Origin of the sequence: Enterobacter sp. ECC-175 (genome assembly GCF_043968675.1) — a bacterium.
Classification (GTDB): Bacteria; Pseudomonadota; Gammaproteobacteria; order Enterobacterales; family Enterobacteriaceae; genus Enterobacter.
This window is the reverse complement of sequence record NZ_CP143776.1, coordinates 311173-334892: the sequence shown is the minus strand read 5'-3', so window position 1 is coordinate 334892 and position 23720 is coordinate 311173. Positions and strand designations below refer to the sequence as shown.

The window sequence follows — 23720 nt, the reverse complement described above, 5'->3', positions numbered from 1 at the left end:
TGATCACGCTTTCAAAGTGGATGTAAATAGGTTAAAAGCTGATTATCTTATTGATTAATTGGATATTAATATTGATTTGATGGGCAAAAGGCAGGAAAAAAATTCAGAGCATTCAGTATTCCGCCTTCACGGTAAAGACCGTTGCCTGTAGGGCTGTAAATAGCGTTTTTAACGCTTTAATACAGTTTCAGTGCGCCTGTCGCGCATTGCCTGAAAGGCTGGTAGCGGATTGTTTCGCTTTATGGCTGGCACCTTCACTTTTTTCCATTGCCTTGCTGGCCGCTTTTTCCGCATGGGCGGCGCTATACGCGGCCAGATGGGAAATAACGATGGCGTAAATGCTCATGAGTGAGACCCACAGAATACTGTTTTTCCACCACAGCAGGGTAGGAATAGTCAGTATCGCCCATATTAGCGCGAGGAAAAGGTGCATTTTGGCCATCAGTTTGGCGGAAATCTTCACGTGCATTTTCATCTCTCTAATCTTTTATACGTATTCACAGAAAGGTGGTTAACGCCTTCTAAGATTAGTTAATTCCACCGCGCGCAGAGGGTAAATTTGTTACCGTTTGTACAACCCGCTGGGGTTATCCGTCAAAGACATAAAAAAACCGGCCTGCTGGCCGGTTTTTGTCGCGGATAAGAAGGATTAACGCATGGTAACGAATTCTTCCGCCGCGGTAGGGTGAATCGCCACGGTGTTGTCGAAATCCTTTTTCGTTGCGCCCATTTTCAGCGCCACCGCGAAGCCCTGCAGGATCTCATCCATGCCGAAGCCGATGCCGTGGATACCGACAATTTTCTCATCCGGCCCGACGCAGACCAGCTTCATGCGGCACGGCTGGCGGTGCGAAGTGACGGCGGTGTACATCGCGGTAAAGGACGATTTATAGACTTTCACCTGGTCCTCGCCGTACTGCTCGCGCGCCTGCGGCTCGGTTAAGCCAACGGTGCCGATAGGCGGGTGGCTGAAGACCACGGTCGGGATATTGCTGTAGTCCAGATGCTCGTCCGGCTTGTTGTTAAACAGGCGCTCGGAGAGGCGGCGACCCGCCGCAACGGCGACCGGGGTCAGCTCAACCGCACCGGTGTTATCGCCCACCGCATAAATGCCCGGAACGCTGGTGTTCTGGAACTTATCGACAACGATATAGCCTTTTTCGTTGGTTTTCACACCGGTCACGGCAAGGTTAAAGTTGTCGTTAGCCGGTTCACGACCAATTGCCCAAATCAGGCAGTCAACGGTCTGGTTGCGGCCGTCTTCCAGCTCCAGCGTCAGGCTGCCGTCTGCGTTTTTCACGACCGCTTTCGGCACCGCGTTGGTGTGAAGAGTCGGGCCTTCGGCGTTCATCACTTCAACCAACGTCTCGACGATCAGTGGGTCAAAGCTGCGCAGCGGCGCGTGTTTGCGCACGAACAGGTGCGCTTCCGCGCCCAGGCCGTTAATCACGCCGGCCAGTTCGACCGCGATATAGCCCGCGCCAACCACGGCAACGCGCTTAGGCAGGGCAGGCAGTTCAAAGAAACCGTCGGAGTCGATGCCGTATTCCACGCCAGGGATGTTCGGGTGGCTCGGACGGCCGCCGGTGGCGATCAGGATATGATCGGCGGTGATCGTTTCGCCGTTCACTTCGATCGTCTTCGCATCCACAAAGCGGGCAAACCCACGGATCACGTCGACGTTATTCTTGCCCAGCACGTTATCGTACGAGGTATGAATGCGGTCGATATAGGCGGTGCGGCTGGCAATCAGCTTGTCCCAGTCGAAGCTATTTATCGTGGTGTCAAAGCCGTAGTCCGGGCCATACATATGAATCGCTTCACGGATTTGCGCTGCGTGCCACATCACTTTTTTCGGTACACAACCTACGTTTACGCAGGTGCCGCCCAGCTCTTTGGCTTCAATCAGCGCACACTTCTGGCCGTACATGGCTGCACGGTTGATGGAGGCGATGCCGCCGCTGCCGCCGCCGATGGCGATGTAGTCATAATGCTTGCTCATGGGTCTTGTCCTTAATCGTTAATTGCCGCGATTGTATACCTGAAATCAATAGTTTCCACCGATGACTGCGATTACTCCGGTACGATCCAGCTCACGGTAGCGTGGCCCGTTCCGGCCGGAACCAGCGTTTTGTGCAGCCATGGCAGCACGTTGTTCATCTGCGCTTCCAGCTTCCACGGCGGGTTGATGACGATCATGCCGGAAGCGGTCATGCCGCGCTGGTCGCTGTCCGGACGCACGGCCAGCTCAATTTGCAAAATTTTGCGGATGCCGGTGGCTTCTAACTCTTTGATCATGCGTTTGATTTGCGCGCGCAGCACCACCGGATACCACAGGGCATAGGTGCCGGTGGCGAAACGCTTGTAGCCTTCGTTAATGCCCGTGACCACCGCCTGGTAGTCGGTTTTGATTTCGTAAGGCGGGTCGATCAGCACCAGACCGCGACGCGAAGCTGGCGGCAGCTTGGCCTTCAGCTGCTGGTAACCATCGGCTTTATCCACGCGGGCGCGGTTATCTTTCTGAAATTCTGAGCGCAGCAGCGGGAAGTCGCTCGGGTGCAGCTCGGTGAGCTGAAGGCTGTCCTGCTCGCGGAGCAGCTGACGGGCGATCAGCGGTGAACCCGGGTAGTAGCGCAGCTGGCCATTACGGTTGAAGTGATTGACCACGCCAATATATGGCTCCAGCTCGGCCGGCAGGTCGTCCTGCTGCCAGATGCGGGCGATGCCTTCCAGATACTCGCCGGTACGCTCGGCGTGCTCGCCGCTCAGCTGATAGCGGCCCGCGCCCGCGTGGGTGTCCAGGTAGAGAAACGGCTTGTCTTTCTCTTTGAGCGCCTCAATGATCAGGCTCTGAACGGTATGTTTAAGGACGTCGGCGTGGTTGCCTGCGTGGAAGCTGTGGCGATAACTGAGCATGGGTAATGAAATTCCGCTGAAATGACGATTTGCCACAGTTTACAGCAGAACGGCGAAGATTACCCGCAGGCCCGGTAAGGCAGCGTCACCGGGCTTTTTCCACAACGCCCGGCATTGAAATCCTCTACAATTAACCCCATTACACTTTCAATATGCACAGCGCCGGACGCGCGCTTCATTCACCTATTTGACAGGACAGCGCTTATGACCAATCCATTACTGACGCCTTTCTCGCTACCGCCGTTTTCTAAAATCCTGCCCGAGCACGTTGTTCCAGCCGTGACGAAATCGCTGGAAAACTGCCGCAAGGCCGTTGAAAACGTGGTCGAGCAGGGCGCGCCGTATACCTGGGAAAACCTGTGTCAGCCGCTGGCTGAGGTGGACGACGTGCTGGGGCGCATCTTCTCTCCGGTAAGCCACCTGAACTCGGTGAAAAACAGCCCGGAACTGCGCGAAGCCTACGAGCAAACCCTGCCGCTGCTCTCCGAGTACAGCACCTGGGTTGGCCAGCATGAGGGGCTGTACAAAGCCTACCGCGACCTGCGCGACGGCGATCATTACGCATCCCTCAACACCGCGCAGAAAAAAGCGGTCGATAACGCGCTGCGCGATTTTGAGCTCTCCGGCATTGGCCTGCCGAAAGAAAAACAAAAACGCTACGGCGAAATCGCCGCGCGCCTGTCCGAGCTGGGCAACCAGTACAGCAACAACGTGCTGGATGCGACCATGGGCTGGACGAAGCTGATTACCGATGAATCCGAACTGGCCGGAATGCCGGAAAGCGCGCTGGCGGCGGCGAAAGCGCAGGCCGAAGCGAAAGAGCAGGAAGGCTACCTGTTAACGCTGGATATCCCGAGCTACCTGCCGGTGATGACCTACAGCGATAATCAGGCGCTGCGTGAAGAGATGTACCGCGCCTACAGCACGCGCGCCTCCGATCAGGGGCCGAACGCGGGGAAATGGGATAACAGCCCGGTGATGGCGGAAATCCTCGCCCTGCGCCACGAGCTGGCACAGCTGCTGGGCTTCGAAAGCTACGCCGACAAATCCCTCGCCACCAAAATGGCGGAGAACCCACAGCAGGTGCTCGACTTCCTGACCGATCTGGCGAAACGCGCCCGTCCGCAGGGTGAGAAAGAGCTGGCCCAGCTGCGCGCCTTCGCGAAAGCGGAGTTCGGCGTGGACGAGCTGCAGCCGTGGGATATCGCCTACTACAGCGAAAAACAGAAGCAGCATCTCTACAGCATCAGCGACGAGCAGCTGCGCCCGTATTTCCCGGAGAACAAAGCGGTTAACGGCCTGTTCGAAGTGGTTAAGCGCATTTACGGCATCACCGCCAAAGAGCGCAAAGACATCGACGTCTGGCACCCGGACGTACGCTTCTTTGAGCTGTACGACGAGAAGAACGAGCTGCGCGGCAGCTTCTACCTGGACCTTTACGCACGTGAGAACAAGCGCGGCGGGGCGTGGATGGATGACTGCGTGGGCCAGATGCGTAAAGCCGACGGTTCACTGCAAAAGCCGGTCGCCTACCTGACCTGTAACTTCAACCGTCCGGTGAACGGCAAGCCTGCGCTGTTTACCCATGACGAAGTGACTACCCTGTTCCACGAATTCGGCCACGGGTTGCACCACATGCTGACCCGTATCGAAACCGCGGGCGTGTCCGGCATCAACGGCGTGCCGTGGGATGCGGTCGAGCTGCCGAGCCAGTTCATGGAAAACTGGTGCTGGGAGCCGGACGCGCTGGCGTTTATCTCCGGCCATTATGAGACCGGCGAACCGCTGCCGAAAGAACTGCTGGATAAAATGCTGGCGGCGAAAAACTACCAGGCGGCGATGTTTATCCTTCGCCAGCTGGAGTTCGGCCTGTTCGACTTCCGCCTGCACGCCGAGTTTAGCCCGGAGCAGGGGGCGAAAATCCTCGAAACGCTGGCCGAGATTAAAAAGCAGGTCGCCGTTATTCCAGGACCAACCTGGGGCCGTTTCCCGCACGCGTTTAGCCACATTTTCGCGGGCGGTTACGCTGCGGGCTACTACAGCTACCTGTGGGCCGACGTGCTGGCAGCGGACGCATACTCGCGCTTCGAAGAAGAAGGGATCTTTAACCGCGAAACCGGCCAGTCGTTCCTTGATAACATCCTGACGCGCGGCGGCTCTGAAGAGCCAATGACGCTGTTCAAACGCTTCCGCGGGCGCGAGCCGCAGCTGGATGCGATGCTTGAGCATTACGGCATCAAGGGTTAGTTGATTCGTGAAGATCTGCTTAGTAGATGAAACAGGCGCCGGAGACGGCGCCTTATCCGTTTTAGCGTCCCGCTGGGGGCTGGAGCACGACGAAGATAACCAGATGGCGCTGGTGATGACGCCCGAGCATCTGGAATTGCGCAAGCGCGACGAGCCGAAGCTCGGCGGGATTTTTGTCGATTTTGTCGGCGGGGCGATGGCGCACCGACGCAAGTTCGGCGGCGGTCGCGGCGAGGCGGTGGCGAAAGCCGTGGGCATTAAGGGAAGCTATCTCCCGGACGTGGTTGACGCCACGGCGGGGCTGGGGCGCGATGCCTTCGTGCTGGCTTCCGTGGGCTGCCGCGTGCGGATGCTGGAGCGTAACCCGGTGGTTGCGGCGCTGCTCGACGACGGGCTGGCGCGCGGCTATGCGGACCCGGAAATCGGCCCGTGGCTGCGGGATCGTCTGCAGCTCATTCACGCCTCAAGCCTGACGGCGCTGACGGATATCTCCCCGCGCCCTCAGGTGGTTTATCTCGATCCGATGTTCCCGCATAAGCAGAAAAGCGCGCTGGTGAAAAAAGAGATGAGGGTATTTCAGTCGCTGGTGGGGCCGGATTTAGATGCAGACGGCCTGCTGGAGCCCGCCCGTCAGCTTGCGACGAAGCGCGTGGTGGTTAAGCGTCCGGACTATGCGCCGCCGCTGGCGGATGACGCGACGGCCAACGCGGTGACGACGAAAGGGCATCGGTTTGATATCTATATCCCCTCACCCCAACCCCTCTCCCCATAGGGGCGAGGGGCTCGATCGTTCCCTCTCCCCTATGGGGAGAGGGCTAGGGTGAGGGGAATTTAACGCATTTACTCGTCTTCTTCGTCACGCAGCGGAACAATCAGCATATCCACGTGTACGGTGTTGATCAGCTGGCGCGCGGAGGACATCAGCTTGCTCCAGAAGTCCTGATGGTGACCGCACACCACCAGATCCATATCGTATTTCTTAATCGCATCCACCAGCACCTGGCCCAGGTCACCGCTGCCGCTTAATGTTTCGGTGATGGGGTAGCCCGCGTTGGTAGAGAGTTCGCTCAGGGCGTGGTGCGTCTCTTCGGAGATGCGTTTCTGCATATCCCCAAGATTCACGTCAATCAGGCCGGTGTAGAGATCGGAGTAATTCACATCAACGTGAATAAGAGAAACTTTCGCGTTATAGGGACGTGCCATGGATACCGCTTTATCAACCAGCACTTTGCTCTCTGGAGAGAGATCTACCGCGATGAGAATGTGTTTGTAAGCCATAGTGTTACTCCTTCCTTAAGTTATCGATGACTAAAAGGGAAAGCCGTCGTCTGTTGCTTTCATTACGGCCCAGTTAAACAAAATTATCAAGCTTTGGTGTTGATAACGATTAACCTTGTGGCAAAAAAATTAACGGATCTCCTACACTATTTAATGAGCCGTTCGGATTTTAAAATGCGAACCGGATCGACTTTTGGTCATTCTTTCACTGAACTGTCTGTCAGGGCATTGGGTGCGGTAGCTCGGAAGCCTCGCTTCATGGGCGGACGCCGGGGAGGATGTATGATTAGCACCGTCGCATTGTTTTGGGCGTTATGCGTGGTTTGCATAGTGAATATGGCGCGCTATTTTTCATCGTTACGCGCGCTGTTAGTGGTACTTCGTGGTTGCGATCCGTTGCTTTATCAGTATGTGGACGGTGGAGGATTCTTCACCTCGCATGGACAGCCCAGCAAACAGATGCGTCTGGTGGGGTACATCTACTACCAGCGCTATCGCGATCACCACGATGATGAGTTTATCCGTCGCTGCGAGCGCCTGCGTCGTCAGTTCATTTTAACCAGCGCTCTTTGCGGGCTGGTTGTCGTCAGTATGATTGCATTGATGATTTGGCACTGAGCGTAAAAAGAAGGCGGAGCATGTCTCCGCCTTCTTTCTTTCATTGCTCTGCGTTAACCGAGAACCGCAGGTTTGAAACATCCTTCTGTATTGACGTTACCTTTCCGCTGTATGAGATGTTTACTTTCCCGTTCTCACCTATACGTGCTTCGGTAATCGTGCCTGTTCCTTCAATGACGGGATATTTAACATTGAGCTGTTGGATAATTTCCGCATCTTTCCCGGTTAACTTTTGCGAAAGATAGTAACGGTATAGGGTAGGGACCGTTGCTCCGCCCTGATTATTTACCGTCATGTAGAGCCAAACGCTATCGGACAGCTTATAGACACGCTGCAGTTCATCGCTATTTCGCGGATCGGGCTGGTGGTTTAGCCAAATAAACCCTGCGACCAGGAGTAGAAGGAAAAGCGTGATAAGTCGGTGAGTCCATTTAATAGCCGTGCTGAAGGGCATGAGTTTCTTCCCTGACTGCGTTCCATAAAAGAATTTATAAAAAAAGCGGGTCAGTTTCCTGACCCGCTTTTTGTCACTCTTGGCCGATTAAATCAGCTTCAGTGAAATCCAGTACAGCCCGCCGGACAGCAGGATGGAGGCTGGAAGGGTGAAGACCCACGCCATCAGGATGTTGGTCACGGTTTTGCGCTGCAGACCGCCGCCGTCAACAATCATGGTCCCCGCTACGGAAGAAGAGAGTACGTGAGTGGTTGATACCGGCATACCGGTGTAGCTCGCCAGGCCGATAGAGACAGCCGCCGTCATCTGCGCGGACATTCCCTGCGCATAGGTCATGCCTTTCTTACCGATCTTCTCGCCGATGGTGGTCGCCACGCGGCGCCAGCCAATCATCGTACCGATACCCAACGCCAGCGCGACCGCCATGATGATCCAGATTGGCGCGTACTCGATAGTGTTGAGCATATCGCCTTTCAGTTTCTTCAGCAGACGCTGGTCGTCAGCGTTCACTTCCGGCAGCTTCGCGACTTTATCCGTCACGTCAGAGATGCAAAGCATAATACGACGCAGCTGGCCGCGCTGTTCTACGCTAAGTTTGTCATAGCTTTCGATATCGCCCAGCATGCCTTTCGCGCGTTCCAGCGCGTTGATAGCGTTAGCCGGGTGGCAGTGGAACTCACCGGGTGCGGTGGCTGCGCCTGCTTCCGGAGAAGGGATCAGCTGGTCAACGCCCGTTGCTTTCTTCAGCAGCACAGGGTGCTGCTGGAAGTAAACTTCAACGTTGTTGACGGCATCACGGGTACGGGTGATTTCGTATCCGGAAGCATTCATGTTGACCACGAAACCTGCCGGAGCGACGCCAATCAGAACCAGCATCACCAGACCAATGCCTTTCTGACCGTCGTTCGCGCCGTGAGAGAACGCTACGCCAATAGCCGAAACGATCAGCGCGATGCGCGTCCAGAACGGCGGCTTTTTCTTGCCGTCTTTCTTTTCACGCTCTGCTGGCGTGAGGTGGATACGTGCGCGTTTTTTCGTGTTGCTCCAGTAGCGACGCAGGATGAAGATTAATCCACCCGCAACCACCAGGCCTACGATAGGCGAAATAATCAGAGAGCCAAAAATACCCAGCACTTTCGGAATGTTGAGTGCATCAACAACAGACGTACCGGTCATCAGGGCGTTGGTTAAACCGATACCAATAATGGCACCGATCAGGGTGTGAGAACTGGATGCAGGCAGGCCGAAATACCAGGTTCCGAGGTTCCAGATAATGGCTGCGAGCAGCATTGAGAACACCATGGCGAGACCATGGCCAGAACTAACGTTGAGTAGCAGATCCGTTGGCAGCATATGCACGATGGCATACGCAACGCTCAGTCCGCCCAGGAGGACACCAAAGAAGTTAAAAATCGCCGCCATGACAACCGCAAGCTGCGATCGCATTGCGCGAGTATAGATAACCGTTGCTACTGCGTTTGCAGTGTCGTGGAAGCCGTTGATCGCTTCGTAGAACAATACAAATACCAGAGCAAGCAAAAGTAAAAGGCCGGTATGTAAATCCAGGCCAGCAAACAAATGTAGCATAGGACGTTACGCCATTTTGGAGGACATGAACGCGGCGCATTATCCAGGACAAATGCGCAACGGGCAAAGTGAAATATAGACTTTTTTTGACATACCACCTGTTTTGAGAAAAGCGCCCGAATGGTTATTCTTTAAATATCAATGAAATGGCTTTGTATTATCTTTTTGCGCTGGTGCGACCACATAGGAAACTTTACAATCCGCGGCAGTTAACGATGAGGGTTTTGACGTGGAAAGGTTTGATGCCGTAGTAATTGGCGCCGGTGCGGCGGGTATGTTTTGTGCGGCAATGGCCGGACAGGCGGGTCGCCGCGTGCTGCTGCTGGATAACGGTAAAAAACCGGGCCGCAAAATCCTGATGTCCGGCGGCGGCCGCTGCAACTTTACCAATCTTTATGTTGAACCCGCGGCTTACCTCAGCCAAAACCGGCATTTTTGTAAATCTGCGCTGGCGCGTTATACCCAGTGGGACTTTATCGAGCTGGTCGGCAAGCACGGAATCGCCTGGCATGAGAAAACCCTGGGCCAGCTATTCTGCGACGACTCCGCGCAGCAGATTGTCGATATGCTGGTGGCAGAGTGTGAGAAGGGCGGCGTGACGATGCGTCTGCGCACCGAGGTGCTTGAGGTCGCGCGCGACGAACAGGGCTATACGCTGCAGCTCAACGGTGAAAGCGTCAGCGCGGACAGCCTGGTGATCGCCAGCGGCGGCCTGTCGATGCCGGGCCTGGGGGCTTCACCTTTCGGTTATAAAATCGCCGAGCAGTTTGGCCTGAAGGTGCTGCCGACCCGCGCAGGCCTCGTTCCGTTCACCCTGCACAAGCCGCTGCTCGAACAGCTTCAGACGCTTTCCGGCGTTTCGGTTCCGTCGGTCATCACGGCGGAAGACGGCACGGTGTTTCGCGAAAACCTGCTCTTTACCCACCGCGGCCTCTCCGGACCGGCGGTGCTGCAAATCTCAAGCTACTGGCAGCCGGGCGAATTTGTTACGGTCAATCTGCTGCCCGACTGCGACATTGATAGCTTTCTCAACGATCAGCGCGCCGCGCACCCGAATCAAAGCCTCAGGAACACGCTGGCGATGCAGCTGCCCAAACGCCTGGTGGAATGCTTGCAGCTGTTAGGGCAGATCCCGGACGTTTCGCTCAAGCAGCTCAACAGCCGCGAGCAGCACGCGCTGGTCGAGACGCTGACGGCGTGGCGCGTGCAGCCAAACGGCACCGAAGGTTACCGCACCGCGGAGGTGACCCTCGGCGGAGTGGACACTGACGAACTTTCCTCTCGCACGATGGAGGCCCGTAACGTACCCGGCCTGTATTTCATCGGCGAAGTGATGGACGTCACCGGTTGGCTGGGCGGATACAACTTCCAGTGGGCATGGGCCAGCGCATGGGCGTGCGCGCAGGCGCTGGCCGAAAAGCAGGGTTAATTGTGACGTTTTAGCGTATAGCGCGCTTTGGGCTTACGCTTTTATCATCGGCTTTGGCCGGATTGCATGGTGTGTTGTTATTAAAAAGGATTGCGTATGTCCTCTGCTCATCTCGGTTTCCCAACGGAAACCGTTGTTGTCTTTGTGGTGATGGCCGTGGGGGCGATGTTTATCGACCTCTTCATGCACCGCCACGATAAGCCTATCTCGCTGAAAAGCGCCGCGATGTGGTCTCTTTTCTGGGTCATGATGGCGATGGTCTTTGCCGGGTTCTTGTATGTTCACCACGGCGCGGAGATGGCGAGCCTGTTCCTGACGGGGTATGCGCTGGAAGAGGTGCTCTCCGTCGATAACCTGTTTGTGATGATGGCCATTTTCGCCTGGTTCGGCGTGCCGGATAAATATCGTCACCGCGTGCTCTACTGGGGCGTGCTGGGGGCGATTGTTTTCCGCGGTATCTTTGTGGCCATCGGCACCAGCCTGCTGAGCCTTGGGCCGTACGTTGAGGTGATCTTTGCGCTGGTGGTGGGCTGGACGGCGGTCATGATGCTCAGGCGTAACGAAGAGAGCGATGAGGTTGAAGATTACTCCGGTCACCCTGCCTATCGTCTGGTGAAGCGGTTCTATCCCGTCTGGCCGAAAATCAGCAGCAATAAGTTTCTTCTGACCCAGCAAGAGGTGGATGCGGAGCTGGAAAAGCCGGAAAACCAGGACGTAACGGTTGGGCGCGTGAAGAAAGCGAAGCGTTACGCCACGCCGCTGCTGCTGTGCGTGGCGGTGGTCGAGCTGTCCGACGTGATGTTTGCGTTTGATTCGGTACCGGCGATTATTGCCGTCAGCCGCGAGCCGCTGATTATCTACAGCGCCATGATGTTCGCGATCCTCGGCCTGCGTACGCTCTACTTCGTTCTGGAGGCGCTAAAGCAGTACCTGGTGCATCTGGAGAAGGCCGTTGTGCTGCTGCTGTTCTTCGTGGCGTTTAAGCTGGGGCTGAATGCCACCGATCACTTCTGGCACCACGGTTACAGCATCGGTGCCACGGCGAGCCTGTTTGTCGTGCTGGGCGTGCTGGCGCTGGGAATTGTCGCCAGCGTCATGTTCCCGGGAAAACGTGAAGCCTGATATCGCTTTTCACCCTCTCCCTTAAGGGAGAGGGCTGGGTGAGGGCACCAGATTGCATTATCGCTTGATCGGCGAATTGCGGCGCTTGCGCGGATGATGGAAATGCCGCCAGTGCGGGTCCTGCGCGGCCGCCAGCAGCTCGTGGTCGCCGCGCGTGTCGCCCCAGGCGCGCAGGTGATAGGCGCTCAGGTCGCCATAGACTTTTTCCAGCCTTGCCACTTTCTGCGCGCAGCGGCAGTTGTTGCCGGTCATTCGCCCCGTCAGCTTGCCGTCTTTCACTTCCAGCTGAGTGCCAATCAGCTTAATGCCAAGCTTGTCGGCCCACGGCTGCAGCACCAGCGCCGGTGAAGCAGAGCAAATGGTTACTTCCGCACCGGAATTAACCTCTGCTGCAACCGCCAGAACGCCCGCCGGGCGCATCAGCTTATTCCAGTATTTTTCACAAAAGGCTTCCGCCTGCTGGCGCAGCCAGTGCTCGTCCACGCCCGTCAGGAACGTTTTAATTAAGACTTCTTTCAGCTCGTCGCGCGTCAGCTTGCGGCGAACACAGTGCAGCGTAGGCAGCGCCATGCGCACCAGCCGTCCCGCGAAGTACCGTTTACCAAAGGCAAAACGCAGGAAAGGAATGAAGCTGTCGTGGTGGGTCAAGGTTCCGTCAAAGTCGAAGACGGAAAGTACCTTAGACCGGGCCACCGTTTCGTCGGCAATCATATTTGTCATAAATAAGTCTTAGCTGAAATACATATCCTGCCCATTAGTTTACCCGTTTTAGCCCAACAGTCCTTGTTCCGCGCGTCATTTTTTTGTGGGCGCTGCCCAGGTCCGAAAGTGGACTCGATATAAGTTGGTTGAAAAGTGAGCTGTCTATATTATCACCACATCGCACGATATTTCAGGGGGCCTTTGGTCTCCACAGGTAAGGAAAACATCACTCACTGCTGCTTCTTGTTATGACGTTTAAAAAGTTAATTTCAATACTCTCTTTAAGTTTTGCCTCATTCTCTGCGTTTAGCTTTCAGATACCCGCGTCAATGCTCTCGGCGCAAAGCGAATTTGCGATCTCCCCCGCGCGGGCGTCGCTCGCCCATCCGGAAACGGGGCCGCTGCGTTCGCGCATTCTGGATCAATATCAGAAGTGGAAAGGAACCCACTACCAGTGGGGCGGCACCACGCACCGCGGGGTAGATTGTTCCGCGCTGATGCAGCACCTGTTCAGCGACGCAGCGCATCTTAGCCTGCCGCGCACCACGGCTGAGCAGATCCAGCGTGGCGTGCAGGTGGCGCAGTATCGCCTTAAGGCGGGAGACCTGGTTTTCTTCCAGACCGGCCCGCACCGTCGGCACGTGGGGGTTTACATCGGCGATAGCCAGTTTATCCACGCGTCGAGCAGCCAGGGGGTGACGGTCTCGGCCTTAACGGATGACTACTGGCAGGCGCATTTCATCACCGCCCGCCGCGTAGCGGGCAGTGCGGCGTGACGAATTAGATAATGTCATCCACGACGCCACCGTCGACGCGCAGCGCCGCGCCCGAGGTGGCGGAGGCCTGGGTAGAGCAGACGTACACCACCATATTGGCAACCTCTTCAACCGTTGCCGCCCGCTGGATCACCGAGCTGGGGCGGTTGGCCATCACGAACTCTTTCGCCAGCTGCTCCAGGGATTTACCGGTTTTTTCGATTTCGTCTTTCATCATCTCGGCAAAGCCGTCGGACATCGTCGGGCCGGGCAGCACGCTGTTCACCGTGACGCCGCTGCCCGCCGCGAATTTTGCCAGCCCGCGCGCCAGCGAAAGCTGCGCCGTTTTGGTCACGCCGTAGTGGATCATGTCCGCTGGAATGTTGCAGGCCGATTCGGAGGAGATAAACACCACGCGGCCCCAGCCTTTTTGCACCATGCCCGGCAGCAGGGCGCGGGAGAGGCGTACGCCGGACATGACGTTGGTTTGCCAGTAGCGATCCCAGGTCTCGTCGTCGGTGGCGTAGAAATCCTGTGGCCCGTAAATCCCGGCGTTATTCACCAGGATATCGACGTTTGACGCCACCTTCAGCAGCGCTTCAACGCCTTCCGGCGAGCTGAGATCGGCAATGGTCGCCCGCGCCTGCACGCCCGGCACAGCCTCCTGCAGCTGCTGCATGCCCCGGTTTACCGAGTCGGCGCTGCGGCCGTTGATAATCACTTCCGCGCCGCTCTCGGCCAGCCCTCTGGCGATGGCCAGCCCGATGCCGCCGGTTGACGCCGTCACCAGCGCCACTTTCCCCGAAAGGTCAATCTTCATCGTCTGCTCCTTGTCGTTTTCACGTTCAGACCCTAAAGCATAGCAGCGGGCGGTTACTCGGCCTGACTAAACAGGTGCAGCAGCGTTTCAACCTGCTCATCAAGCGGCGTAAGCGCGCGCTTCACGATCAGGTGCAGCGGCGTGGCGCGACGCACGCCGTGGCTCAGCGGCAGGGGTTTCAGCACGCCCTGTTCCAGCAGCCTCTGGATGCGCTCCTCCGGCAGCCAGCCGTAGCCCACCTGAGAAATCACCGCTTCGATGGCGGCATCAATGGTGGAGAAGGTCCATGCCTCCGTGCCGGGATGGGCGCTGGAGTGGCTATCCGCAATCTGGATCAGCGGCCACGGGCGGAGCATGTCGTCGTTCAGCGGGGCGTCGAGGGCAAAGAGGGGGTGATCGCGATGGGCAACGGCGATGAAATCAACGTTCATCAGCCATTCGCCCAGCCCGGTGATGTCCTGACGGCGGGTGAGGACCATCACGTCAGCTTCGCTGCTGGTTGCGTCGACGCTGGCGTTTTCCAGCACCTCGGTCAGCCGCACCTGCGTTTGCGGATACCGCTGCTGAAACTGGCGCAGGATCGAAAACAGTCGGCGGCGGGGGAAAATACTGTCTACCATAAGATCGATGCGCGTTCGAACGCCGCTGCGTAACGTCGCCGCGCGCGTTTCGACGTAGCTGAAGGCTTTGAGGAGCGGTTTGACCTGGCTCAGAAGCAGTTCTCCCGCTGGCGTCAGTACGGCCCGCCTGCCTTCTGCCGCCAGCAGCGCCACGCCAAGGCGCTCCTGCAGCAGCGCGAGGTTATAGCTCACGGAGGACTGGCTGCGGTGGGTTAGCTCTGCCGCTTTGGCAAAGCTCCCGGCCTCCACCACCTTTTCCAGTAAGGACCATTGTTCGAGCGTTGTTTTGTGCATGACTCATCTAAATTTTGAATTAATTTGATTCAAACATAGCGTTATTCATTTGATTTTTGAAGGGGTACGATACGTTCATCAAAACAAAGGAGACACACAATGAGCAACTTCGACAAACATGACTTAAGCGGCTTCGTCGGCAAACATCTGGTATACACCTACGATAACGGCTGGAACTACGAGATTTATGTCAAAAATGAAAACACCCTCGACTACCGCATCCACAGCGGGCTGGTAGGCAACCGCTGGGTTAAAGATCAGCAGGCGTACATCGTCCGCGTTGGCGAAAGCATCTATAAAATTTCCTGGACGGAACCGACCGGAACCGACGTTAGCCTGATTGCAAACCTGGGCGACAACCTGTTCCACGGCACCATCTTCTTCCCGCGCTGGGTGATGAATAATCCGGAAAAAACCGTCTGCTTCCAGAACGATCACATCCCGCTGATGAATTCGTACCGCGACGCAGGCCCAACCTATCCAACCGAAGTGATTGATGAATTCGCGACCATCACCTTCGTTCGCGACTGCGGCGCCAACGATGACACCGTTATTGCCTGCGCGGCCAGCGAGCTGCCGGACAACTTCCCGGAAAATTTAAAATAAGCGCGACAATTAACTAAAAAGAAAAGTTCCCGATATATTTTAGTTTTACACAAAATATATCGGGAATTGTTTATTTGTTGATGTTTGGTTTAAAAAACAAAAATGGGTTTTTATCGCCACATCACAAAATGAAAAATTCATAAATATGTAACTAATTGTTTATTAAGGTTTAAATTGTTTTAAAGTTTTCTATGTAGACTCCCCTTAATTTTGTCCTAAGAAATCGCTGCTACCTTGAGATGAGTTTATGGTTCGTTGAAATAAACTTGCCGGCATTTGGCTATTATCCAAAAAGATGCTTTTCTTATCTCAAGGAAATAAATAATGAGTGATTTTCTGCCTTTTTCCCGCCCCTCGATGGGCAGCGAGGAATTAGCCGCGCTGCAGGAGGTATTAGCCTCCGGCTGGATCACGACGGGGCCTAAAAACCAGGCGCTTGAAGAGGCATTTTGTACGCTAACGGGGAATCACCACGCTATTGCCGTTAGCTCCGCCACGGCGGGGATGCACGTCACGCTGATGGCGCTGGGGATAGGGCCGGGTGATGAGGTTATCACGCCGTCCCTGACCTGGGTTTCCACGCTGAATATGATCGTCCTGCTGGGCGCCACGCCGGTGATGATCGACGTGGATCGCGACACGCTGATGGTCACCCCTGACGCCATAGACGCGGCCATTACCCCAAAAACCAAAGCCATTATCCCCGTTCACTATGCCGGCGCGCCCTGCGATATAGACGCGATCCGCGCGATCGGCGAGCGCCACGGTGTTCCCGTCATCGAAGACGCAGCCCATGCCGCAGGCACCTACTACAACGATCGCCACGTCGGCTGGCAGGGCACCGCGATTTTCTCCTTCCACGCCATCAAAAACATGACCTGCGCCGAAGGCGGGCTGGTGGTGACGGATGACGAACAGCTGGCACAGCGCATCCGCAGCCTGAAGTTCCACGGCTTAGGCGTAGACGCCTACGATCGCCAGACGCACGGCCGCGCGCCGCAGGCGGAGGTAATCTCTCCCGGCTTCAAATACAACCTGGCCGATATCAACGCCGCGCTGGCGCTGGTGCAGCTGGGCAAGCTCGGTGAGGCCAACAGGCGCCGTCGCGACATCGCCGATCGCTACCTGCTCGAACTCTCCGATACGCCGTTCCAGCCGCTGCGCATTCCGGCCTGGCCGCACCAGCATGCCTGGCATCTGTTTATTATCCGCGTGGATGAAGCCCGCTGTGGGATATCCCGCGATGGCCTGATGGCCGCGCTGAAGGAGAAGGGCATCGGCACCGGCCTGCACTTCCGCGCGGCCCACACGCAAAAATACTATCGCGAACGCTTCCCGGACGTCTTTCTGCCGAACACCGAATGGAACAGCGAGCGCATTTGTTCTCTCCCTCTTTTCCCGGACATGACCCATGACGACACAACCCGCGTCATTACCGCGCTCCATCAGCTTGCAGGACATTGATATGTTTAGCGCGCCGCCCGTAAAAAAAGTGTCCGTGGTGATCCCGGTATATAACGAGCAGGAAAGCCTGCCCGAACTGATCCGCCGCACCACCGCCGCCTGCGAAACCCTAAACAAAGAGTACGAAATTTTGCTGGTGGACGACGGCAGCAGCGACGCGTCCGCGATGATGCTGACCGAAGCCGCAGAGGCCGACGGCAGCCATATCGTCGCCGTGCTGCTTAACCGCAACTACGGCCAGCATTCGGCGATTATGGCCGGGTTCAGCCACGTCACGGGCGATCTGATCATTACGCTGGACGCCGATCTGCAAAACCCGCCGGAGGAGATCCCGCGCCTGGTGGCTAAAGCCGACGAAGGTTACGACGTGGTGGGCACGGTGAGGCAGAACCGCCAGGACAGCCTGTTCCGCAAGATGGCGTCACGCACCATCAACCGCCTCATCCAGCGCACAACGGGCAAGGCGATGGGCGACTACGGCTGCATGCTGCGCGCCTACCGCCGCCACATTATTGACGCCATGCTGCACTGCCACGAGCGCAGCACCTTTATTCCGATTCTGGCAAATACCTTCGCCCGTAAGGCGACCGAGATCCCCGTCCTCCACGCCGAGCGCGAGCACGGTGAGTCGAAGTACAGCTTTATGCGCCTGATCAACCTGATGTACGACCTCATCACCTGCCTGACCACCACGCCGCTGCGCCTGCTGAGCGTCTTCGGCAGCGTTATCGCGCTGGCCGGGTTTGCGCTCTCCGTTCTGCTGGTCGCGCTGCGGCTGATCTACGGCCCGCAGTGGGCGGCGGAAGGGGTCTTTATGCTGTTTGCCGTGCTGTTTATGTTCATTGGCGCCCAGTTTGTTGGCATGGGCCTGCTCGGTGAATACATAGGCCGTATCTATAACGATGTTCGCGCGCGTCCGCGCTACTTTATCCAACGTGTTGTCCGTCAGGAACACAAAGCGTCTCAAGAGGAAAACCACCCATGAAAGCCGTTGTCTTTGCCTATCACGATATGGGGTGCGCGGGCACGCTGGCCCTGCTGGAAGCGGGCTATGAAATTGCCGCTATCTTTACCCATCCTGATGCTGCCGGAGAGAACACCTTCTTCGGCTCCGTGGCGCGCATTGCGGCTGAACGCGGCATTCCGGTTTATGCGCCGGAAGATGTAAACCACCCGCTGTGGGTTGACCGCATTCAGACCCTTTCGCCGGACGTGATTTTCTCGTTCTACTATCGCAACCTCCTGAGCGACGCGATTTTAAGCCTGGCGCCAAAAGGGGCGTTTAACCTGCACGGCTCCCTGCTGCCCGCCTACCGTGGCCGCGCGCCGCTGAACTGGGCGCTGGTCAATGGTGAAACCGAAACCGGCGTAACCCTGCACCGCATGGTTCGCCGCGCCGACGCGGGCGCTATCGTTGCGCAGCAAAACGTGGCTATCGACGAAGACGAAACCGCGCTCCAGCTTCATCACAGGCTGTGCGAAACGGCAAAAACCCTGCTGCGCGACGCGCTGCCGTCCATCCTTCAGGGGACGTATAGCGAAACCGCGCAGGACGAGAGCAAGGCGAGCTGCTTTGGCCGCCGCAACCCGGAGGACGGCCGCCTGGACTGGACCAAACCCGCGCGCCAGCTGCATAACTTGGTGCGCGCGGTGACCGATCCGTGGCCGGGGGCGTACAGCTTTGCCGGGGTCAGCAAGTTTATCGTCTGGAAATCCCGCGTGCGTGACGACATCCCTGCCGCTAAGCCGGGCACCGTCGTCTCCGTTTCGCCGCTGATTGTCAGCTGCGGCGAGCAGGCGCTGGAGATCGTCACCGGACAAACCGACAACGGCCTGTACGTTCAGGGAACCCAGCTGGCGCAGTCTCTCGGTCTGGTCGCTGGGGCGCTGATCACCAGCGCGCCGGTGGTTGCCATCAAACGCCGCACCCGCGTGCTGATCCTCGGCGTGAACGGTTTTATCGGTAACCACCTCACCGAACGCCTGCTCAAGGACGATAACTACGAAATCTATGGCCTGGACATCGGTTCGGACGCCATCAGCCGCTTCCTGGATAACCCGCGCTTCCACTTCGTGGAAGGGGATATCAGCATCCACTCCGAGTGGATCGAATACCACATTAAAAAATGCGACGTGGTGCTGCCGCTGGTGGCGATCGCGACGCCGATTGAGTACACCCGCAACCCGCTGCGCGTGTTCGAGCTGGACTTCGAAGAGAACCTGAAGATCATCCGCGACTGCGTGAAATACGACAAGCGCATCATCTTCCCGTCCACCTCTGAGGTGTACGGCATGTGTACCGACAAAAACTTCGACGAAGACACCTCCAACCTGGTGGTGGGGCCGATCAACAAGCAGCGCTGGATTTACTCCGTCTCTAAACAGCTGCTGGACCGCGTGATCTGGGCCTACGGCGAAAAAGAGGGGCTGCGCTTTACCCTGTTCCGTCCGTTTAACTGGATGGGACCGCGCCTGGACAACCTGAACGCGGCGCGCATCGGCAGCTCCCGCGCCATCACCCAGCTGATCCTCAACCTGGTGGAAGGCTCGCCAATCAAGCTGATTGAAGGCGGCAAGCAGAAGCGCTGCTTCACCGATATCAGCGACGGCATCGAAGCGCTGTTCCGCATCATTGAGAACAACGACAACCGCTGCAACGGGCAGATCATCAACATCGGCAACCCTGACAACGAAGCGAGCATTCGCGAGCTGGCCGAGATGCTGCTGGCCAGTTTTGAACGCCACCCGCTGCGCGACCGCTTCCCGCCGTTTGCCGGCTTCCGCGAAGTGGAAAGCAGCAGCTATTACGGCAAAGGCTATCAGGACGTTGAGCACCGCAAGCCGAGCATTCGCAACGCGAAGCGCTGCCTGAACTGGACGCCGACCGTGAAGATGGAACAAACCATTGACGAAACGCTCGACTTCTTCCTGCGCACCGTGGAGCTGACGGAACAGGCGTCATGAAAAAAGTCGGTTTACGCATTGATGTCGATACCTTTCGCGGCACGCGCGACGGCGTACCGCGGCTGCTGGAACTGATGAGCAAGCACGACGTTCGCGCGAGCCTCTTTTTCAGCGTGGGGCCAGACAACATGGGACGTCACCTGTGGCGTCTGGTTAAACCGGCATTTCTGTTCAAAATGCTGCGCTCGCGCGCGGCATCCCTTTACGGCTGGGATATCCTGCTGGCGGGTACCGCATGGCCCGGCAGGCGCATCGGTGCGGGTAATGAAGCGATTATCCGCGAGGCGGCGCGCCTGCACGAGGTGGGCCTGCACGCCTGGGATCACCACGCCTGGCAGGCGTGGGCGGGCGTGTGGGATATTCAGCGCATGAAGCGTGAAATTGAGCGCGGCGTGCTGGAGCTGGAGGCCATTACCGGCCAGCAGGTACGCTGCTCGGCCGTGGCGGGCTGGCGGGCGGATCAGCGCGTCGTGAAAGCGAAAGAACCTTTCGCGTTCCGCTACAACAGCGACTGCCGCGGCACCGGGCCGTTTTTACCGCAGCTGGGTGAGAACCGGTTTGGCACCGTGCAAATTCCGGTTACGCTTCCCACGTGGGATGAAGTCGTCGGGCGCGAAGTCAGCGCCGACGGGTTCAATCGCTATATCCTGGACCACATGCACCGAGATACCGGCACGCCGGTGTATACCATCCACGCGGAAGTGGAGGGGATCGCGTATCAGCACGATTTCGACGCGCTGCTGGCGATGGCGAAGCGGGAGGGCATCGCGTTTTGCCCGCTCAGCGAGCTGCTGCCGGACGATCTCTCAACGCTGCCGCCGGGCAAAATCGTACGCAATGAAATGGCCGGCCGGGAAGGCTGGCTTGGCTATCAACACACCGTGAGTCCCGCATCATGAAAGCAGCCCGTTACGGCTTAGCGCTTCTCGCACTGTTTATCGTTTACTACCTTATTCCGGTCGATCTTCGCCTGCTGTGGCAGCCTGATGAAACGCGCTACGCGGAGATCAGCCGCGAAATGCTGGCCTCGGGCGACTGGGTGGTGCCGCACTTCCTGGGACTGCGCTATTTCGAAAAGCCGATAGCCGGGTACTGGGTTAACAGCATCGGACAGCTGCTGTTCGGCCACACCAACTTTGCCGTGCGCGCCGGGGCGATATTCTCCACCGGGTTCGCCGCGCTGCTGGTGATCTGGCTGGCGTGGCGCCTCTGGCAGGACAAGCGCGTCGCGCTGTTCTCCGGCATCATCTTTATCACCCTGTTCCTCGTTTACGGTATCGGCACCTATGCGGTGCTGGATCCCATCATCACCCTCTGGCTGGTAGCGGCGATGTGCAGCTTCTGGCTGGCCGCGCAGGCGCAAACCGTCATGGGAAAAGTCGGTGGTTATGTTCTGCTCGGGCTGGCCTGCGGCATGGGGGTGATGACCAAAGGCTTCCTGGCGCTGGCGGTGCCGGTGATTGGCGTTCTGCCGTGGGTGATTGTGCATAAGCGCTGGAAAGAGGTGTTGCTCTACGGCTGGCTGGCGGTTCTGAGCTGCGTGCTGATCGTGCTGCCCTGGGGGCTGGCGATCGCCCAGCGCGAGCCTGACTTCTGGCGCTACTTCTTCTGGGTGGAGCATATTCAGCGCTTCGCGCAGAGCGACGCCCAGCACAAGGCGCCGTTCTGGTATTACCTGCCGTTCCTGATTGCCGGAAGCCTGCCGTGGCTGGCGCTGCTGCCGGGCGCGCTGCGCCTGGGCTGGCGCGACAGGCAGGGCGACGGCAGCGGCTGGTATCTGCTGGGATGGGTGGTGATGCCGCTGCTGTTCTTCAGCATCGCCAAAGGCAAGCTGCCGACCTACATCCTGCCGTGCTTTGCCCCGCTGGCGATCCTGATGGCGCGCTACGCCTGCACCCTCGCCGGGAAGAGCGTGAAGGTGCTGCGCATTAACGCGTGGATTAACCTGGGCTTTGGCGTGCTGGGTGTGGCGGCGGCGCTGGCGGTTTCCCCGTGGGGAGTCACAAAGCATCCGGTCTGGACCTCCGTCGAGCTGTATAAAGTCTTCTGCGCCGCGGTGGCTTTTCTCGTGTGGGCCGTGATGGGCTGGTTTACGCTGCATCGAAGCCCGCAGCGCTGGTGGCTGGCTGCGCTCTGCCCGGCCGGGCTGGCGCTGTTGATTGGCTTCGCCATTCCTAACCGCGTGGTGGATTCGAAGCAGCCGCAGTCGCTGGTCGATACCGTGCGCGTTCCGCTGGAGGAGAGCAAATTCGTGCTGGCTAACAGCGTGGGCGTGGCGGCGGGGCTGGCGTGGGAGCTAAATCGTGACGACATTATTCTCTACGGCCAGGGCGGCGAGCTGAAGTACGGCCTGAACTACCCGGATGCGCAGGGGCGGTTCGTGAGCGAGGATGATTTGGCGCAGTGGCTGGAGGTGCATCGCCAGCAGGGGCGCGTTTCTCTGGTGATCCTGCTGTCGAAAAACGACGACCTCAAGCAGGCGAAGCTGCCAAAACCGGACAACCTGTACGTTCAGGGGCGTCTGGCCTACCTGCAGTACTTGCCGCAATGATGGTCTGGGTCGGGCTGATACTGTCCAGCCTGCTGAGCTGCGCAGGACAGCTGTGTCAGAAGCAGGCGACCCGTCCGGCGAAAGCCGGGCGGCGCGGCAGGCATCTTATGCTCTGGCTCGGCCTGGCGCTGCTGGCGCTTGGCAGCGGAATGCTGGTCTGGCTGGTCGTGTTACAGCACCTGCCGGTCGGCATCGCTTACCCGATGCTGAGCCTGAATTTCGTCTGGGTGACGCTGGCGGCGAAAGCGGTCTGGCATGAGAACGTTGCGCCGCGCCACTGGCTCGGCGTGGGCTTAATTATCATTGGCATTATTCTGCTGGGAGGAAGCCTGTGAAAGGGGCGTTTTGGGCCTTATGCAGCGTGGCGTTGGTCAGCGCGGCGCAGCTGCTGCTGCGGCACGCGATGGTGCTGTTGCCGCCCGTCAGCGACGTCACCGCGTTTGCTGCTGCGCTGTGGCATACCGCTCCCGGCACCGGCTCGCTGGCGCTCGGCCTTGCGGGATATGTGGCGTCGATGGGCTGCTGGTATCTGGCGCTGCAGCGGATGGCGCTTAGCAAAGCTTACGCCCTGCTGAGCCTGAGCTATATCCTGGTCTGGGCCGCGGCGATCGCGCTGCCAGGCTGGGAAGAGCACTTCTCCTGGCGCGGGCTGGCGGGCGTTGGATGTATTATTCTGGGCGTGCTGACTATTTTCCGGCCAGCGCGCCGTCGACCGAGCGGATCAGCGTCGTCGTAAGCGCGAAGGGCGTAGCGGTACAGACGGCAAGGCTCAGGGCGTCAATCTGGCAGTGGCTGACCGAGTGTAACCCGGCGGCGCTATCGATGCTGACCATCTGCCAGGGGTGGCCGTCACGCTGCTTGATGATGGCCCCTTTGCGCGTCCAGATGCGCCAGAACGCGGCCAGCTGGCGCTCGGCTGCTTCCTGCTCCAGCTCATCGTGTTCGGCATTGCTGAAGACCGCGTTGGCAAGCGTGCGCCAGTTATCCTGCGCACGAATATGCTCCAGCGAACAACCCACTTCACCTTCATCGCTGACGATCAGCGCGATATCGTCCTCGCAGTGGCTAACGCTAAACCACAGCGGAAAACCGTTCGCAAAGCCCGGTTTCCCCTGCTCGCTGTAGACAATTTCCGGCAGCGGCTGAGGATCGAACAGGCGCGAAAGTAGCCCTCGTCCGGCCAGCCAGCGGGCGCGCCGTGCGTCTTGCGGTGCATGTCTGGCCAGCGCTTCAGCCCAATTATCGTTGCTTAGCGTGGAGATTTTTCCCAGAAAAACCTGGTACATATAACGT

General features: G+C 58.0%; 24 protein-coding genes. 14 read left to right on the top strand and 10 right to left on the bottom strand.

The window, feature by feature from the left end; translation table 11 throughout:
- Nucleotides 1-187 precede the first annotated feature (187 nt).
- The 3 genes from V1599_RS01695 to V1599_RS01685 all read right to left on the bottom strand — a co-directional run bounded on the left by V1599_RS01695 (nucleotide 188) and on the right by V1599_RS01685 (nucleotide 2916).
- A complete protein-coding gene (locus V1599_RS01695; RefSeq protein WP_258458771.1) occupies nucleotides 188-469 on the bottom strand; it encodes a monooxygenase in 282 nt (93 codons plus the stop codon).
- Nucleotides 470-649: 180 nt separating this feature from the next.
- Nucleotides 650-2002, bottom strand: coding sequence for a glutathione-disulfide reductase (gene gorA, locus V1599_RS01690; protein WP_112013237.1), 1353 nt, complete (start codon nucleotides 2000-2002; stop codon nucleotides 650-652).
- A 71-nt stretch (nucleotides 2003-2073) separates the two neighbouring features.
- Complete coding sequence (locus V1599_RS01685; RefSeq protein WP_297117327.1) at nucleotides 2074-2916, bottom strand: 23S rRNA (adenine(2030)-N(6))-methyltransferase RlmJ; 843 nt, start codon at nucleotides 2914-2916, stop codon at nucleotides 2074-2076.
- A gap of 204 nt (nucleotides 2917-3120) precedes the next feature.
- On the opposite strand from V1599_RS01685, the gene prlC reads away from it, so the two are divergent.
- Nucleotides 3121-5163: an oligopeptidase A gene (prlC, locus tag V1599_RS01680; RefSeq protein ID WP_395300931.1), complete on the top strand. Its 2043-nt coding sequence runs from the start codon at nucleotides 3121-3123 to the stop codon at nucleotides 5161-5163.
- 7 nt (nucleotides 5164-5170) lie between these two features.
- Entirely contained in the window at nucleotides 5171-5935 is a 765-nt protein-coding gene (gene rsmJ, locus V1599_RS01675; RefSeq protein WP_395300930.1) for a 16S rRNA (guanine(1516)-N(2))-methyltransferase RsmJ, read from the top strand.
- A 68-nt stretch (nucleotides 5936-6003) separates the two neighbouring features.
- On the opposite strand, the gene uspA is transcribed toward rsmJ, so the two are convergent.
- Nucleotides 6004-6441: a universal stress protein UspA gene (gene uspA / locus V1599_RS01670; protein WP_003861223.1), complete on the bottom strand. Its 438-nt coding sequence runs from the start codon at nucleotides 6439-6441 to the stop codon at nucleotides 6004-6006.
- A gap of 282 nt (nucleotides 6442-6723) precedes the next feature.
- On the opposite strand from uspA, the gene uspB reads away from it, so the two are divergent.
- A complete protein-coding gene (uspB, locus tag V1599_RS01665) occupies nucleotides 6724-7059 on the top strand; it encodes a universal stress protein UspB (protein ID WP_102890054.1) in 336 nt (111 codons plus the stop codon).
- 40 nt (nucleotides 7060-7099) lie between these two features.
- Here the strand turns inward: uspB and V1599_RS01660 are convergent, their stop codons facing one another.
- Nucleotides 7100-7513 carry a hypothetical protein gene (locus V1599_RS01660; protein WP_395300929.1) on the bottom strand — a complete coding sequence of 138 codons (414 nt, stop codon included), beginning with the start codon at nucleotides 7511-7513 and terminating at the stop codon, nucleotides 7100-7102.
- Nucleotides 7514-7600: 87 nt separating this feature from the next.
- Complete coding sequence (gene pitA, locus V1599_RS01655) at nucleotides 7601-9100, bottom strand: inorganic phosphate transporter PitA (RefSeq protein ID WP_395300928.1); 1500 nt, start codon at nucleotides 9098-9100, stop codon at nucleotides 7601-7603.
- Nucleotides 9101-9329: 229 nt separating this feature from the next.
- Between pitA and V1599_RS01650 the strand changes: the two genes are divergently transcribed.
- The gene (locus V1599_RS01650) at nucleotides 9330-10529 is read left to right on the top strand and encodes an NAD(P)/FAD-dependent oxidoreductase (protein WP_297117312.1); all 1200 of its coding nucleotides are present in this window, start codon (nucleotides 9330-9332) and stop codon (nucleotides 10527-10529) included.
- A gap of 96 nt (nucleotides 10530-10625) precedes the next feature.
- The gene (locus tag V1599_RS01645) at nucleotides 10626-11651 is read left to right on the top strand and encodes a TerC/Alx family metal homeostasis membrane protein (protein ID WP_112011851.1); all 1026 of its coding nucleotides are present in this window, start codon (nucleotides 10626-10628) and stop codon (nucleotides 11649-11651) included.
- 57 nt (nucleotides 11652-11708) lie between these two features.
- Here V1599_RS01645 and V1599_RS01640 read toward each other — a convergent pair whose 3' ends face one another.
- Nucleotides 11709-12371, bottom strand: coding sequence for an HAD family hydrolase (locus V1599_RS01640; protein ID WP_112011850.1), 663 nt, complete (start codon nucleotides 12369-12371; stop codon nucleotides 11709-11711).
- A gap of 230 nt (nucleotides 12372-12601) precedes the next feature.
- Between V1599_RS01640 and V1599_RS01635 the strand changes: the two genes are divergently transcribed.
- Nucleotides 12602-13129, top strand: a complete 528-nt coding sequence (locus tag V1599_RS01635; RefSeq protein WP_395300927.1) for an NlpC/P60 family protein — start codon at nucleotides 12602-12604, stop codon at nucleotides 13127-13129.
- Between the two features lie 4 nt (nucleotides 13130-13133).
- On the opposite strand, the gene V1599_RS01630 is transcribed toward V1599_RS01635, so the two are convergent.
- Together V1599_RS01630 and V1599_RS01625 are read right to left on the bottom strand one after the other, a co-directional pair.
- Nucleotides 13134-13928, bottom strand: coding sequence for an SDR family NAD(P)-dependent oxidoreductase (locus V1599_RS01630; protein WP_395300926.1), 795 nt, complete (start codon nucleotides 13926-13928; stop codon nucleotides 13134-13136).
- 53 nt (nucleotides 13929-13981) lie between these two features.
- Nucleotides 13982-14842, bottom strand: a complete 861-nt coding sequence (locus V1599_RS01625; protein WP_297117301.1) for a LysR family transcriptional regulator — start codon at nucleotides 14840-14842, stop codon at nucleotides 13982-13984.
- Between the two features lie 99 nt (nucleotides 14843-14941).
- Here V1599_RS01625 and V1599_RS01620 point away from each other — a divergent pair, with 99 nt between their 5' ends.
- The 8 genes from V1599_RS01620 (at nucleotide 14942) to arnF (ending at nucleotide 23163) form a co-directional block, all read left to right on the top strand.
- Nucleotides 14942-15448, top strand: a complete 507-nt coding sequence (locus tag V1599_RS01620; RefSeq protein ID WP_297117298.1) for a phenolic acid decarboxylase — start codon at nucleotides 14942-14944, stop codon at nucleotides 15446-15448.
- Nucleotides 15449-15772: 324 nt separating this feature from the next.
- Entirely contained in the window at nucleotides 15773-16912 is a 1140-nt protein-coding gene (gene arnB, locus V1599_RS01615; RefSeq protein WP_395300925.1) for a UDP-4-amino-4-deoxy-L-arabinose aminotransferase, read from the top strand.
- Between the two features lies 1 nt (nucleotide 16913).
- On the top strand, nucleotides 16914-17897 hold the full coding sequence (arnC, locus tag V1599_RS01610; RefSeq protein ID WP_395301553.1) for an undecaprenyl-phosphate 4-deoxy-4-formamido-L-arabinose transferase: 984 nt from the start codon (nucleotides 16914-16916) through the stop codon (nucleotides 17895-17897).
- Nucleotides 17894-19876: a bifunctional UDP-4-amino-4-deoxy-L-arabinose formyltransferase/UDP-glucuronic acid oxidase ArnA gene (arnA, locus tag V1599_RS01605; protein ID WP_395300924.1), complete on the top strand. Its 1983-nt coding sequence runs from the start codon at nucleotides 17894-17896 to the stop codon at nucleotides 19874-19876. The genes arnC and arnA overlap by 4 nt, the downstream gene beginning before the upstream one ends.
- Nucleotides 19873-20775 (top strand): 4-deoxy-4-formamido-L-arabinose-phosphoundecaprenol deformylase, encoded by a 903-nt coding sequence (arnD, locus tag V1599_RS01600; RefSeq protein WP_395300923.1) that lies wholly within the window; start codon nucleotides 19873-19875, stop codon nucleotides 20773-20775. Before arnA ends, arnD begins: the two co-directional genes overlap by 4 nt.
- Entirely contained in the window at nucleotides 20772-22427 is a 1656-nt protein-coding gene (gene arnT / locus V1599_RS01595; protein ID WP_395300922.1) for a lipid IV(A) 4-amino-4-deoxy-L-arabinosyltransferase, read from the top strand. Before arnD ends, arnT begins: the two co-directional genes overlap by 4 nt.
- The gene (arnE, locus tag V1599_RS01590; protein ID WP_112011840.1) at nucleotides 22424-22762 is read left to right on the top strand and encodes a 4-amino-4-deoxy-L-arabinose-phosphoundecaprenol flippase subunit ArnE; all 339 of its coding nucleotides are present in this window, start codon (nucleotides 22424-22426) and stop codon (nucleotides 22760-22762) included. The genes arnT and arnE overlap by 4 nt, the downstream gene beginning before the upstream one ends.
- The gene (arnF, locus tag V1599_RS01585; RefSeq protein WP_112011839.1) at nucleotides 22759-23163 is read left to right on the top strand and encodes a 4-amino-4-deoxy-L-arabinose-phosphoundecaprenol flippase subunit ArnF; all 405 of its coding nucleotides are present in this window, start codon (nucleotides 22759-22761) and stop codon (nucleotides 23161-23163) included. Before arnE ends, arnF begins: the two co-directional genes overlap by 4 nt.
- Here the strand turns inward: arnF and acpT are convergent.
- A complete protein-coding gene (acpT, locus tag V1599_RS01580) occupies nucleotides 23114-23713 on the bottom strand; it encodes a 4'-phosphopantetheinyl transferase AcpT (protein ID WP_112011838.1) in 600 nt (199 codons plus the stop codon). The genes arnF and acpT overlap by 50 nt on opposite strands.
- Nucleotides 23714-23720 lie beyond the last annotated feature (7 nt).

Coding starts and splice junctions, on each gene's coding strand:
- V1599_RS01695 (WP_258458771.1), bottom strand. CDS start 469: ATGCACGTGAAGATTTCCGCCAAACTGATGGCCAAAATGCACCTTTTC.
- gorA (WP_112013237.1), bottom strand. CDS start 2,002: ATGAGCAAGCATTATGACTACATCGCCATCGGCGGCGGCAGCGGCGGC.
- V1599_RS01685 (WP_297117327.1), bottom strand. CDS start 2,916: ATGCTCAGTTATCGCCACAGCTTCCACGCAGGCAACCACGCCGACGTC.
- prlC (WP_395300931.1), top strand. CDS start 3,121: ATGACCAATCCATTACTGACGCCTTTCTCGCTACCGCCGTTTTCTAAA.
- uspA (WP_003861223.1), bottom strand. CDS start 6,441: ATGGCTTACAAACACATTCTCATCGCGGTAGATCTCTCTCCAGAGAGC.
- uspB (WP_102890054.1), top strand. CDS start 6,724: ATGATTAGCACCGTCGCATTGTTTTGGGCGTTATGCGTGGTTTGCATA.
- V1599_RS01660 (WP_395300929.1), bottom strand. CDS start 7,513: ATGCCCTTCAGCACGGCTATTAAATGGACTCACCGACTTATCACGCTT.
- pitA (WP_395300928.1), bottom strand. CDS start 9,100: ATGCTACATTTGTTTGCTGGCCTGGATTTACATACCGGCCTTTTACTT.
- V1599_RS01645 (WP_112011851.1), top strand. CDS start 10,626: ATGTCCTCTGCTCATCTCGGTTTCCCAACGGAAACCGTTGTTGTCTTT.
- V1599_RS01640 (WP_112011850.1), bottom strand. CDS start 12,371: ATGACAAATATGATTGCCGACGAAACGGTGGCCCGGTCTAAGGTACTT.
- V1599_RS01635 (WP_395300927.1), top strand. CDS start 12,602: ATGACGTTTAAAAAGTTAATTTCAATACTCTCTTTAAGTTTTGCCTCA.
- V1599_RS01630 (WP_395300926.1), bottom strand. CDS start 13,928: ATGAAGATTGACCTTTCGGGGAAAGTGGCGCTGGTGACGGCGTCAACC.
- V1599_RS01625 (WP_297117301.1), bottom strand. CDS start 14,842: ATGCACAAAACAACGCTCGAACAATGGTCCTTACTGGAAAAGGTGGTG.
- V1599_RS01620 (WP_297117298.1), top strand. CDS start 14,942: ATGAGCAACTTCGACAAACATGACTTAAGCGGCTTCGTCGGCAAACAT.
- arnB (WP_395300925.1), top strand. CDS start 15,773: ATGAGTGATTTTCTGCCTTTTTCCCGCCCCTCGATGGGCAGCGAGGAA.
- arnC (WP_395301553.1), top strand. CDS start 16,914: ATGTTTAGCGCGCCGCCCGTAAAAAAAGTGTCCGTGGTGATCCCGGTA.
- arnA (WP_395300924.1), top strand. CDS start 17,894: ATGAAAGCCGTTGTCTTTGCCTATCACGATATGGGGTGCGCGGGCACG.
- arnD (WP_395300923.1), top strand. CDS start 19,873: ATGAAAAAAGTCGGTTTACGCATTGATGTCGATACCTTTCGCGGCACG.
- arnT (WP_395300922.1), top strand. CDS start 20,772: ATGAAAGCAGCCCGTTACGGCTTAGCGCTTCTCGCACTGTTTATCGTT.
- arnE (WP_112011840.1), top strand. CDS start 22,424: ATGATGGTCTGGGTCGGGCTGATACTGTCCAGCCTGCTGAGCTGCGCA.
- acpT (WP_112011838.1), bottom strand. CDS start 23,713: ATGTACCAGGTTTTTCTGGGAAAAATCTCCACGCTAAGCAACGATAAT.